This window comes from Stenotrophomonas sp. YJH_SMC_43, from assembly GCF_059372535.1.
Genome location: NZ_JCAFVQ010000001.1, coordinates 442570 through 454716 on the forward strand (window position 1 = coordinate 442570; position 12147 = coordinate 454716).

The 12147-nt window shown below is 66.0% G+C and carries 12 protein-coding genes; 5 read left to right on the top strand and 7 right to left on the bottom strand.

The features are described 5' to 3' along the window. Positions 1-714: 714 nt before the first annotated feature. Positions 715-2082 (bottom strand): adenylosuccinate lyase, encoded by a 1368-nt coding sequence (gene purB, locus AC5QAH_RS02055; RefSeq protein WP_010480398.1) that lies wholly within the window; start codon positions 2080-2082, stop codon positions 715-717. Positions 2083-2371: 289 nt separating this feature from the next. On the opposite strand from purB, the gene AC5QAH_RS02060 reads away from it, so the two are divergent. Further along, the gene (locus AC5QAH_RS02060; RefSeq protein ID WP_495232047.1) at positions 2372-3805 is read left to right on the top strand and encodes a class II fumarate hydratase; all 1434 of its coding nucleotides are present in this window, start codon (positions 2372-2374) and stop codon (positions 3803-3805) included. A 114-nt stretch (positions 3806-3919) separates the two neighbouring features. Here the strand turns inward: AC5QAH_RS02060 and AC5QAH_RS02065 are convergent, their stop codons facing one another. The 6 genes from AC5QAH_RS02065 to AC5QAH_RS02090 form a co-directional block, all read right to left on the bottom strand. After that, positions 3920-4345 carry a hypothetical protein gene (locus AC5QAH_RS02065; RefSeq protein WP_010480403.1) on the bottom strand — a complete coding sequence of 142 codons (426 nt, stop codon included), beginning with the start codon at positions 4343-4345 and terminating at the stop codon, positions 3920-3922. A gap of 106 nt (positions 4346-4451) precedes the next feature. Next, positions 4452-5057, bottom strand: a complete 606-nt coding sequence (locus AC5QAH_RS02070) for a YggN family protein (protein WP_010480405.1) — start codon at positions 5055-5057, stop codon at positions 4452-4454. A gap of 30 nt (positions 5058-5087) precedes the next feature. Beyond that, a complete protein-coding gene (locus AC5QAH_RS02075) occupies positions 5088-5975 on the bottom strand; it encodes a DUF4097 family beta strand repeat-containing protein (protein ID WP_010480407.1) in 888 nt (295 codons plus the stop codon). A 25-nt stretch (positions 5976-6000) separates the two neighbouring features. Continuing rightward, a complete protein-coding gene (locus AC5QAH_RS02080) occupies positions 6001-7029 on the bottom strand; it encodes an ABC-2 transporter permease (RefSeq protein ID WP_049436765.1) in 1029 nt (342 codons plus the stop codon). Further along, positions 7026-7901, bottom strand: a complete 876-nt coding sequence (locus tag AC5QAH_RS02085) for an ABC transporter ATP-binding protein (RefSeq protein WP_495232048.1) — start codon at positions 7899-7901, stop codon at positions 7026-7028. Before AC5QAH_RS02085 ends, AC5QAH_RS02080 begins: the two co-directional genes overlap by 4 nt. Further along, a complete protein-coding gene (locus tag AC5QAH_RS02090) occupies positions 7901-8260 on the bottom strand; it encodes a GntR family transcriptional regulator (RefSeq protein ID WP_006453095.1) in 360 nt (119 codons plus the stop codon). The genes AC5QAH_RS02085 and AC5QAH_RS02090 overlap by 1 nt, the downstream gene beginning before the upstream one ends. Before the next feature lie 613 nt (positions 8261-8873). Between AC5QAH_RS02090 and AC5QAH_RS02095 the strand changes: the two genes are divergently transcribed. The 4 genes from AC5QAH_RS02095 to AC5QAH_RS02110 all read left to right on the top strand — a co-directional run bounded on the left by AC5QAH_RS02095 (position 8874) and on the right by AC5QAH_RS02110 (position 12140). Beyond that, entirely contained in the window at positions 8874-9461 is a 588-nt protein-coding gene (locus tag AC5QAH_RS02095; protein ID WP_329766282.1) for a glutathione peroxidase, read from the top strand. Between the two features lie 96 nt (positions 9462-9557). Beyond that, a complete protein-coding gene (locus AC5QAH_RS02100) occupies positions 9558-10535 on the top strand; it encodes an FKBP-type peptidyl-prolyl cis-trans isomerase (protein ID WP_010480420.1) in 978 nt (325 codons plus the stop codon). Positions 10536-10558: 23 nt separating this feature from the next. Further along, positions 10559-11908, top strand: coding sequence for a UDP-glucose dehydrogenase family protein (locus AC5QAH_RS02105; protein ID WP_010480421.1), 1350 nt, complete (start codon positions 10559-10561; stop codon positions 11906-11908). Continuing rightward, a complete protein-coding gene (locus tag AC5QAH_RS02110) occupies positions 11901-12140 on the top strand; it encodes a SlyX family protein (protein ID WP_019337356.1) in 240 nt (79 codons plus the stop codon). The genes AC5QAH_RS02105 and AC5QAH_RS02110 overlap by 8 nt, the downstream gene beginning before the upstream one ends. Positions 12141-12147: the final 7 nt, after the last annotated feature.

The window sequence follows — 12147 nt, forward strand, 5'->3', positions numbered from 1 at the left end:
GCGGAAAGCGGGAGGGGCGGCGCGGCGGGCCGCCAAGGTCTCCATTGTCCGACGTTCGTTGGGATTGCGCACGTGCGGTGGTTTGTCGCGGGGTGTCCGGCCAACGGCGGAGCCCCTCGTGGCGGGTCTGGGTTGGTCGCTGAAAGCAAAAGCCGCGCTTGGCCGGGCGGGTGGGCTGCGCGGGGGACGCTGCAAGTACGTCCCTGTAAGCTTGGCCGCCGCATCCATGCGGCGGACACCCCCGCGCAGCCCACCCGCCTGGCCCCTGACAGTTTCCTGCGCGGCCCGCCACGGAATGGAAGAAGATCAAAGGCAACAGCGGGTCGCGCGCTGCGCTTGCTCGTGTAGAGCCGAGCCCACGCTCGGCTTGCCGTTGCCATTGCGAAAGGCAGCCGAGCGTGGGCTCGGCTCTACAGCGATCCCAAGACAAAGAGGGACGCGGCGAAGCCGCGTCCCTCTCAAATTCCGTCCCGACAACCCAGTGCTCTTCGATCCGTCACCGGGAATCTGTCAGAGGCGGGTCGGGATGGGCCAGCGGGACCGTTGGCGCCATGGATGGCGCCATCGAGCCCCCAGGGACGGGTTCACGGCGTGTCCCGCTGGCCCATCCCGACCCGCCCAGCTAGCAGCAATCCAGAGCCGCTCTTGACGTTTATGTTGCTGTTGCCGTTGCCTGCCGCAGGCAGCGCCCGCGGCCGCCGCCGCAGGAAAACCTTAGATCTTCTTCGCCAGCGATTCCGCCAGACCGGTGTAGCTGCCCGGGGTCATCTCCAGCAGGCGCTGCTTCGCATCCGCCGGCAGCTCCAGCCCCTGCACGAACGCACGCATCGACTCGGCGGTGATGCCCTGGCCACGGGTCAGCGCCTTCAGCTGCTCGTACGGATTCGGCAGGCCATGGCGGCGCATCACCGTCTGCACGGCTTCGGCCAGCACTTCCCAGGCCGCGTCCAGATCCGCGTCCAGCCGCTGCGGGTTCACTTCCAGCTTGCCCAGGCCCTTGGCCAGCGAGTCCAGTGCCACCTGGCTGTGGCCGAACGCGGTGCCCAGTGCACGCAGCACGGTGGAATCGGTCAGGTCACGCTGCCAGCGGCTGATCGGCAGCTTCGCGCTGAAGTGCTCGAACAGCGCGTTGGCGATGCCGAAGTTGCCTTCCGCATTCTCGAAATCGATCGGGTTGACCTTGTGCGGCATCGTAGACGAGCCGACTTCGCCTTCCTTCAGGCGCTGCTTGAAGTAGCCCAGCGAAACATAGCCCCAGATGTCACGGGCCAGGTCGATCAGGATGATGTTGGCGCGGCGCGCGGCATCGCCGATCTCGGCGATGTTGTCGTGCGGCTCGATCTGCGTGGTGTACGGGTTGAACACCAGGCCCAGGCCGGTCACGAAGCGCTCGGCGAAGGCCGGCCAGTCCACGTCCGGGTAGCTGGCCACGTGCGCGTTGTAGTTGCCTACCGCGCCGTTGATCTTGCCGGTCAGCTCGACGGCAGCGATCTGCCTGCGCTGGCGCTCCAGGCGCGCGACCACGTTGGCCAGTTCCTTGCCCAGGGTGGTCGGCGAGGCGGTCTGGCCGTGGGTGCGCGACAGCATCGGCTGGCCGGCCTGGGCGTGGGCCAGGCTGCGCAGGCTGTTGGCGATGCCGTCCAGGGTCGGCAGCAGCACCTCGCGGCGGGCCTGCTCCAGCATCAGGCCGTAGCTGAGGTTGTTGATGTCTTCGCTGGTGCAGGCGAAATGCACGAATTCCAGCGCCGGTGCCAGCTCGGTGTCGTCCTTCAGCTGTTCCTTGATGAAGTACTCCACCGCCTTGACGTCATGGTTGGTGGTGCGCTCGATTTCCTTCACGCGCGCGGCCTGGGCCGGGCTGAAGCTGGCGGCCAGGGCGCGCAGGCGGGCGACGGCGGCGTCGGAGAACGGGGCCAGCTCGACGATGCCCGGCTCGGCGGCCAGGGCCAGCAGCCACTCCACTTCGACCGTGATGCGGGCCTTGATCAGGCCGTACTCGGAGAAGATCGGGCGCAGGGCATCGACCTTGCCGGCATAGCGGCCATCGAGCGGGGACAGGGCGAGCAGGGCGGAATCGGACATGTCGGCAGGGCTGGGACGAGCGGCGGGGCCGATATTCTACGACGCGGGGCCTTTGCATGCTCGGTAGCGCCGGGCCATGCCCGGCGGATGGCGGCCGCGCTGCGCGCTCGCCGGGCACGGCCCGGCGCTACCCGTGTAAACGGCCCCGCGGATGAAACGATCTGGCCCGCGCTCGTCATCCCACGCTGCGGGCAAGGGAGTATCGTTGGCGCAGCCGCCAGCCCGGGAAGCGACACCCTGCCAGCCGCCGCTTCCCTTTCCCCAACTGAAGTAGTGCGGAGTTGATGCAATGAGCAAAGCTGCAAGCAAGGGTTTCAGAATCGAACACGACAGCATGGGCGAGCTGCAGGTGCCTGTGGACGCCCTGTGGGGCGCCCAGACCCAGCGTGCCGTGCAGAACTTTCCGGTGTCGGGCCAGCGCATGCCGCGCGGTTTCATCCGTGCCCTGGGCCTGGTCAAGGGCGCCGCCGCGGGCGTCAACGCCGAGCTGGGCCACCTGCCGAAGAATGTGGCCAAGGCCATCCAGACCGCCGCCGCCGAAGTGGCCGCCGGCACCTGGGACGCGCAGTTCCCGATCGATGTCTACCAGACGGGTTCGGGCACTTCCTCGAACATGAATGCCAATGAGGTCATCGCAACACTGGCCAACCGTGCCGGCAAGGCGGGCAAGACCACCGTGCACCCCAATGACCACGTCAACCAGGGGCAGAGCTCCAACGACGTGATTCCAACCGCGCTGCGCGTGTCGGCGGTACTGGCGACGCATGAGCAGCTGCTGCCGGCGCTGGTGCACCTGCGCAAGACCCTGGACAAGAAGGGCCGCAGCCTGCGCAAGGTGGTCAAGACCGGCCGTACCCACCTGATGGATGCGATGCCGCTCACCTTCGAGCAGGAGTTCGGCGCATGGTCCGCACAGCTGGCCTCGGCGCAGGAGCGCATCGAAGACAGCCTGAAGCGCGTGCGTCGCCTGCCGCTGGGCGGCACCGCCATCGGCACCGGCATCAACGCCGACCCACGTTTTGGTGCACAAGTGGCCAAGGCGCTGAAGCAGCAGACCGGTGTCAAGTTCGACAGCGCCGAGAACAAGTTCGAAGGCCTGGCCGCGCAGGACGATGCAGTCGAGCTGTCCGGCCAGCTCAATGCGCTGGCCGTGGCGCTGATCAAGATCGCCAATGACCTTCGCTGGATGAACGCCGGTCCGCTGGCCGGGCTGGGCGAGATCGAACTGCCGGCACTGCAGCCGGGCAGCTCGATCATGCCGGGCAAGGTCAATCCGGTGATTCCGGAAGCGACCGTGATGGCCTGTGCGCAGGTCATCGGCCACCACACCGCGATCACCGTGGCTGGCCAGACCGGCAACTTCCAGCTCAACGTCACGCTGCCGCTGATCGCGATGAACCTGCTCGATGGCATCGGCCTGCTCGCCAACGTGTCGACCCTGTTGGCGGACAGCGCGATCGCCGGGCTGAAGGTGCGTGAGGATCGCGTGGCCGAGGCGCTGGCGCGTAATCCGATCCTGGTCACCGCACTGAATCCGATCATCGGCTACGAGAAGGCTGCGGCGATTGCCAAGCGTGCCTACAAGGAACAGCGCCCGGTGCTGGACGTGGCACTGGAGGACAGCGGGTTGGCCGAAGCCGAGCTGCGTCGCCTGCTGGACCCGACCGCGCTGACGGCCGGTGGCATCCAGGCCGGTGGCGGTGGCGGTGGTGGCGGTGGTTGATGTGGATTCTGCAATATGTAGAGCCGAGCCCATGCTCGGCTCAGGTTCCAGTCAGTAGCCGAGCATAGGCTCGGCTCTACAAAAGGAAACGCCGCCCTCGGGCGGCGTTTTTCTTCAGCGACGGTCGGCGACGATGTTGCCGAAGGTGTCGGTGTAATCCTTGAACTCGGGGATGCGCTGGATCAGGTCCGTCGGAATCACTTCCATGCCCTCGGGCGGCTGGATCTTCACCGGCTGCATGTTGGGATCGGCCGGTGCGGCCACCAGGGTGTTCTGGCGCAGCACCTGCAGCTTGCCGAACATGGTCTGCAGCATCTGCTTCTGTCCGTCGTCCAGCGGAATCTGGATCTCGTCCATCTTCATCGTGCCATCGGCGAGGATGATGATGTTCGGTGCCGGCGGGCGACGCACGGTGACCATGCCTTCGCTGACGGAAATCTTGGGCTTGCCGCGCTCGGCACGGTGGTTGCGGTATTCCTGGTCACAGCCGACCAGGCCGAGGCAGAGCAGGGCGGTCAGCAGCAGAAACAGCTTCTTCATGACATTCGGTTCGGGGGCGTCCGGGGCCGCCATTGTAAGCCGGACGGCGCACTACGGCCGGCAGCCGGACGCCGCTGCCGGCCGGGTGCGCTGATCTGTCACAGGCCTAGCGCTGGACCACGGTGTCCTTGCCGCAGTCGTCCACGTCGCCCTGGTCCATGGTCGCGTAGGGCTTGAACGCCGGCAGTTCGCGTGCGAGCGCCTGCTGGCTGGCCAGCATCGCCGGAAGGCGGTCGCAGATGCGCTTGGCCTGGGCTTCGATCTTCTCGGCTTCGGCATTGATGCGCTTTTCGACACCTTCGCTGTCGCCGCTGAAAATGCCCTTCAGCGCTTCGCCGGCCGCGCTGGCACCCAGTTTGGCGCCTGCCAGGCCGACATCCATGCCGTCCATCGCGATGGCGACCACGTGGCCGCGGTAGTCCTGCAGATGGCGGCGCTGGATATCGTTGGCAGCGATCTCCTTGCCCGCGATCAGCAGGCGGCCATCCGGGGTGATCTCCGCACGCGGCTGCTTGTCCGCCGAGATCTTGATGTTGCCCTGGGCGATATCCTTGCGGGCATCGTCCATGGCGTTTCTGACGGTCTCGCCAACGCCACCTGTGGCTTCGGCGACGCTTTTGCCGACGGTCTTGTCGGGCGCGGACGACGTGCCGCCGCAGGCGATCAGCGGCAGGGACAGCAGCACAGCGGGCAACAGGCGCAACAGGTTCATGGTGTTCCCCTGATAGTGTCTGGAAGAGGGTTACTTGCTGCGCGGCAGAGTGACCCGCCCGCTGACGTTGCGATGATCGACGTCACCGCTGCCGCTGTGATCGACGGTCAGGGTGCCGCGCACGCCGTCGACGTGGATGTCGCCCGAGCCGTGGCTGCGGACGTGCACATTGCCGCCGATGTCGGCCAGGTCGACGCCGCCGGAGCCGACCACGCCCACTTCAACGTTGCCCTGCACGCGCTTGAACTCGATGTCACCCGAGCCCACCGTGTCCAGCCGCGCGTTGCCACGTACATCGGTGATCTTCAGGTCACCGGAGCCGACGGTACCGGTGCTGGCGTCGCCGCTGATGTTGCGTACGGTGACGTCGCCGGAACCCAGCGACAGCAGATTCAAGGAACTGCCGCCATCGATGTTGAGGTCGCCGGAACCCACTGCAGCGTGGATGCTGCCGCGGGTGCCGCGGGCCACCGCGTCACCTGAGCCGACGTCCACGCTGAGGGACTGTGCGTTTTCCACGCTGGCATCGCCCGAGCCGACCTTGAACTGCAGCGGCAGGTTGTCCGGCACGCTGCCGCGGATATCCAGCCAGGCGTAGCTGTTGCCCAGACTGATGCCACTTTGGCGGCCGTCGCGGCGCAGGCTCACCACCAGCTTGTCGCCCACCTTGCGCTGGTCCAGTACCAGCTGGTCCAGCCATTCCTGGCTGGACGCGCAGGCGCGGCCGTCCAGCTGGCCGCCGCCAGCGCTGGCGACCACCTTCAGGTCATGCTGGTTGACCTCGAACACCACCGTCTTGGCACCGGCCACGTCCAGCTTCAGCGCGCGGGCAGCAGTGAACTTGCAGTTCGGAGCATCGGCGGCCAGCGCCGACAACGGCAACAGCAACAACGCAGAACAGGCGAGCAGGGAACGCATGGGTAATGCCTCCGGATGGATGGGATCAGATCTCGCCGGCGCGCTTGCGCAGGCGGATGGCAAGGAAGATGAACACTGCACCGACGACGGCGCCGATCCACAGTTCCGGCATCGCCAGCGACTTCAGCTGCGAGGCGGGGGACATCAGACTGACGACCGAGTCCAGATCGCGGCGCGAGGCTTCGTCGGCGCCGAGGCGATACAGCAGGTCCATGCCGGGTACGCCCCCCAGCAGCAGGCGACCGACGATGTTCTGCCAGAACCAGCCGGTGGTCAGGCCGAACAGCGGCATCATCTTGGTGGAGCTGACAATGATGCCGGCAAACAGCGGCAGCATCACCGCCCACAGGAACGGCTTGCTCCTGGCCCATGCCGAGCACAGCAGCAGCCAGCCGGCGGTGGGCAGGGCCCACAGGGCATAGACCGGAATCCAGGCCAGGTGCCCAGCGGCAAGGGTCAGCGGGCTGGCCGGGCCCCAGATCAGGGTCATCGGGCTGCCACCGTGCAGCAGCGCGACGGCACTGATGATCAGCATGAAACCGAACATGGTGAGGATGCCAGCGATCACCGCGATCAACGGTGCCACGATCAGTGCGCTGATCACCTTGGACAGCACGGTCTGCGTGTCCGACAGCGGCAACGACTTCCAGAACAGGATGCTGCGGTCGCGGCGATCGTCGTACAGGGCGCCCAGGCAGTAGAAGAACACCACGAAGGCCAGCACCAGGAAGGGCCAACTTGAACTGAGCACCAGAGTCAGGTCCAGGCCGTTGCCAAGATCAGCAAGGTCCTTGGCACTGATGTCACGGGTGAGCAGGGCCAGGTTCAGGCCATTGATGTTCACGTTCTCGCCGTCGATGTGCAGGCCACCGTCGCGCGCTGCACGGTTCAGTGCGAAGAGGCCGAAGGCAATGCCGGCGATGCTCATCACCAGCGAGATCAGGCCGGCGATCAACGGGGCATACAGGAAACCGCCGCGGTTCTCCCAGTACTCGCGCTTGAGCAGCCAGCGCAGGGTGCCGATCGGGCTGACGGGGTGGTTGACGGCATTCATGCGTAGGTCCCCTTCATGATGGCGACGAACAGGTCGGCCAGGCCCGGGATGCGGGTCTCGCCGAGGGAGGAAAGCTGGGCGCGCGGCACGCCATCGAACAGCATCACGGTCTTGCCGAACGCCAGGCTGCGCTCGTCGATCGGCTTCAGGGCGCGGGCGGTGTCCAGCTGGTCGGCATTGACCAGCAGCTCGGTGTAGCGCTGGCCGATGTCGTCCATTTCCGCGTCGAGCACGATGCGGCCGTCGCGGATGAACATCACGTCGCTGAGGATGTGCTCGATCTCCTCCACCTGGTGGGTGGTGACGATGATGGTCTTCTGTTCGTCGAAGTAGTCTTCCAGCAGGCGCTGGTAGAACTCCTTGCGGTACAGGATGTCCAGGCCCAGGGTCGGTTCGTCCAGCACCAGGATGCGGGCATCGATGGCCATCACCAGCGCCAGGTGCAGCTGCACGATCATGCCCTTGGACAGCTCGCGCACGCGCTGCTTCGGCTGCAGCTTGGTGTTGGCCAGGAAGCGCTCGCAACGGGAGCGGTCGAAGCGCGGGTGGACGCCGGCGACGAAGTCGATCGCCTCGCGGACCTTCAGCCAGCGCGGCAGTACGGCGACGTCGGCGATGAAGCAGATGTCGTTCATCAGTTCGTCGCGGTGCAGTCGCGGGTCGCGGCCGAGCACGCTCAGTTCACCCTCCACCGAGGTCAGGCCCAGAAGGGCCTTCAGCGCGGTGGTCTTGCCGGCGCCATTGGGCCCGATCAGGCCGACGATACGCCCGCTTGGAATGCTGAAACTGGCATTGTCGAGGGCGACCGTGGTCTTGTAGGCCTTGCGCAGGCCTCGGGCGGTGATGACCGACTCACTTGCAGTGCTATTCATCAGACTTTCCCCTGGGGCAGCAATTCGTCGAGGCTCAGGCCCAGGCGCTGGATGCGCTCCAGAACCGCGGGCCATTCTTCGTTGAGGAAACGGTCGCGCTCGCTGCTGCGCAGCTGCGTGGCCGCCTGCTCGGTCATGAACATGCCCAGGCCGCGGCGCTTCTCGACCAGGCCTTCGTCGGCCAGTTCCTGGTAAGCGCGCGAAACGGTGATGGGATTGAGTTGATAGTCGGCGGCCACCTGGCGCACCGAAGGCAGGGCATCGCCCGGCTTGAGGATTCCGTCGAGCATCATGGCGATCACGCGCTCCTTCAACTGACGGTAGATGGGAGCGCCGTCGCTCCACTGGATGTCGCTCATATTCAGCTCCGTGGGGTCAGCGGCTGGGCGAACGAGAAATACGGCATGGACAGCGCGCTGTGCAGCCGACGCGGGGGAGGGGGGGATGAGGGGGCGTTCCCTGCCGGGGAGAGCGTTGCGTCCTGCGTACTTTCAGCAGCGGCAGAAGCAGGGGCGGTGGGCGTGGCCCACCAGGCCAGCACGAGCAGGGTCGAAACAGCGACGGCCGCGGGCGCGGTGAGGTTGCGACGGATCCGGACGTTCATGGCTTCCCCCTGTCTCAGGTGACTGGTGTTGTATGCAACTATAACACCGGCACGCCTACGTGCAACCCCTTGCCGCCCCCAACTGATGGCAGGGGTGGTCAGATTGCTGAAATATCCCTTTATTTGATTGATTTAAAAGGGAAATAAAACTGCCGCAGGGGTCTTTCCGGGGCCGCCTTCCATTCAGTGATGTCCATGCTATGTCATCGCTGCGCCATCGATGGCGCCCGGGCAGCGCATCCGCCACGCAGCGCAAAGCCCGTGTGGGCCTGTGCCATCAGGGGGGGCCGGAGCCCGGTGCTATAGTTCGGCCGATTCCCGGCCAGCGCTGGCCGGGCCTTGTGAATGGCTACCGCGGACCGCCTCTGATGCCCCTGCCGACCGTTTCCCCGTGCCGCCTGCGCGGCCTGTCCCTGCTGGCCCTGATGGTGGCCGGTGCCGCCGGTTCCGCCAGTGCGCTGGCGGCCGACCTGCTCGATCTGGAATACCGGCCGTTGGCCAGCAAGCAGCAGGTGAATCTGCAGCAGCGCTATCACGGGCAGGTGCTGCTGGTGGTCAACACCGCCAGCAAGTGTGGCTACACGCCGCAGTACGAAGGGCTGGAGGCGCTGCAGAAGCGCTATGCCGGCCGCGGTTTCGCGGTGCTGGGCTTCCCTTCCAATGACTTCAAGGGCCAGGAACCGGGTGACGAGAAGCAGATCCAGGACTTCTGCACCCTGACCTATGGCGTCAAGTTCCCGATGTTCGAGAAGGTGCATGTGGTCGGTACCCAGGCCACGCCGCTTTACCAGCGCTTGACCGCAGCGACCGGCGTTGCGCCGGCCTGGAACTTCCACAAATACCTCGTGGGCCGCGATGGCAAGGTCATTGCCCAGTTCGCCAGCAAGGTGACGCCGGACGATCCGCAGCTGACCGCGGCCATCGACAAGGCGCTGGCGGCAGCCGCCACGCAGTGATATCCGGCACGCATGCCTCGACATCGACGGCATGCGTGCGACAATGCTTCTTTTCGCGCCGACGTCGGCGCCCAGACACTTCCAGGAATGCAGCGAATGAAGATGGGAATGCGCGGCGCCGCGGCGTCGGTTCTGATTCTGGCGATGGGCACTTCGGGTGTCGCTCTGTCGCAACAACCGGCTGCCCCCGCAGCCGCCAAGGAGACCGCAACCTTGAATTCCCCCAAGCAGAAACTCGGCTATGCCATCGGCCTGGACGTGGCCAAGTCGTTCACCCCGATCGCCGAAGAGATCGATGTGGCCGCCCTGCGCACCGCCGTTGAGCGCTCGTTCGAGGGCCTGCAGCCGCAGATCACCCAGGAACAGGCCAAGGCCACCGATGCCGCCCTGCGCCAGGTCGTGATGGCCCGCAGTGGCCAGCAGGTGCCGGGCGTGGCACCGGGTTCGCAGCCGCCGAAGGTCGACCGCGTCAAGGTGTCGCAGATGATCGGCTCCTACTCGGTGGGCCCGTCGCTGGCGCAGCTGAAGGACGATATCGATGTCGCCTCGCTGTTTGACGCGATCAGCACCGGCCTGACCAAGGGCCAGCCGAAGATGACGGAAGCTGACGCGACCGCCACCATCCAGGCCTTCATGGGTGCCAAGCAGGCTGAAATGCAGGCCAAGGCCGCCCAGGCTGCGCAGACCAACCGCACGGAGGGCAACGCATTCCTGGCCAAGAACAAGACCCAGCCGGGCGTGGTGACCACCTCGTCGGGCCTGCAGTACCAGGTGATCCGCCCGGGTAGCGGCGAGCGTCCTCTGCCGAGCAGCAAGGTGCGCGTGAACTACGAAGGCAAGCTGCTCAACGGCACCGTGTTCGACAGTTCCTACGGCCGCCAGCCCGCCGAGTTCGGCCTGGACCAGGTGATCAAGGGCTGGACCGAAGGCGTCGCGCTGATGCCGGTCGGTTCGAAGTACCGCTTCTGGATCCCGGGCGAACTGGCCTACGGCGAGAACGGCACCCCGGGCGGCCCGATCGGCCCGAACGCGACTCTGACGTTCGACGTCGAGCTGCTGGGCGTTCTCCCGTAAGTCATTCAGGAGCGAATACGGATATGCGCGTTGCGATTTTTGGTACCGGTTACGTTGGACTGGTGACCGGTACCTGCCTGGCCGACGCAGGCCACCAGGTGGTCTGCGTGGACATCGATCAGGCCAAGGTCGATGGCCTCAACCAGGGCATCATCCCGATCTATGAGCCGGGCCTTGAGCCGATGGTGAAGGCCAACCATGCCGCCTCGCGGCTGGCGTTCACCACCGATGCGGCGGCCGCCATCGAGCATGGCCAGGTGGTGTTCATCGCCGTTGGCACGCCCCCGGACGAGGATGGCAGCGCCGATCTGCAGTACGTGCTGGCCGTGGCCCGCACCATCGGCCGGCACATGAGCGTGCCGACCGTGGTGGTCAACAAGTCGACGGTGCCGGTCGGCACCGCTGACAAGGTGCGTGCAGCCATCGCTGAAGAGCTGGCCGCGCGGGGCGCGGACATCGCCTTCGACGTGGTGTCCAACCCGGAATTCCTGAAGGAAGGCGACGCAGTCGCCGACTGCATGCGCCCGGACCGCATCATCATCGGTGCGACCAGCGAGGAGTCGGTGGCGGTGATGCGTCGCCTGTACGCGCCGTTCAACCGCAACCACGACCGTGTGGTGGAAATGGACGTGCGCTCGGCCGAGCTGACCAAGTACGCCGCCAACGCGATGCTGGCGACCAAGATTTCGTTCATGAATGAAATCGCCAACATCGCCGAACGCGTGGGTGCCGACGTCGAGCAGGTCCGCCAGGGCATCGGCTCGGACCCGCGCATCGGCTGGCACTTCATCTATCCGGGCGCCGGCTACGGTGGCTCGTGCTTCCCGAAGGACGTGCAGGCACTGGCCCGTACCGCCCAGCAGTATGGCCTGGAGCCGAAGCTGCTCAATGCGGTTGAAGCGGTCAACGATGCACAGAAGGGCCACCTGTTCGCCCTCATCCAGCGCCATTACGACAAGGGCGAGGACGAAGGCGTGCGCGGCAAGACGTTCGCCGTATGGGGCCTGGCCTTCAAGCCGAACACCGACGACATGCGTGAGGCCTCCAGCCGTCGCCTGCTGGCCCAGCTCTGGGAAGGCGGTGCCACGGTGCGTGCCTACGACCCGGAAGCGATGCATGAATCGCAGCGCATCTTCGGTGAGCGCGACGACCTCACGTTCTGCAGCACGGCAGGCGAAGCACTGCAGGGCGCCGATGCACTGGTGGTGGTCACCGAGTGGAAGCAGTTCCGCAGCCCCGACTTCCAGAAGCTGCGCGAGCAGTTGAAGGACGCAGTGGTGTTCGACGGCCGCAACCTGTATGAGCCGGGCGAAGTGGAAGCTGCAGGTCTTGCGTACTACGGCATTGGCCGGGGGCGCTCGTTGCATGTCTGATATGCCCACTGAACGCGAGCAGGCGCTGGAAGCGCGCCTGGTCGAGCTGGAAATGCGCGTGTCCTTCCAGGAACAGGCGCTGGCCGAATTGAGCGATGCGCTGGCTGATGCCCGCATGCAGGGCATGCGCAACGCCGATGTGCTGCGCGTGCTGCTGGAAGACCTGGGCAAGGTCCGCAACGCACTGAATTCTTCTGATCCGGCGAGCGAACCGCCGCCGCCGCACTACTGATCCGAAT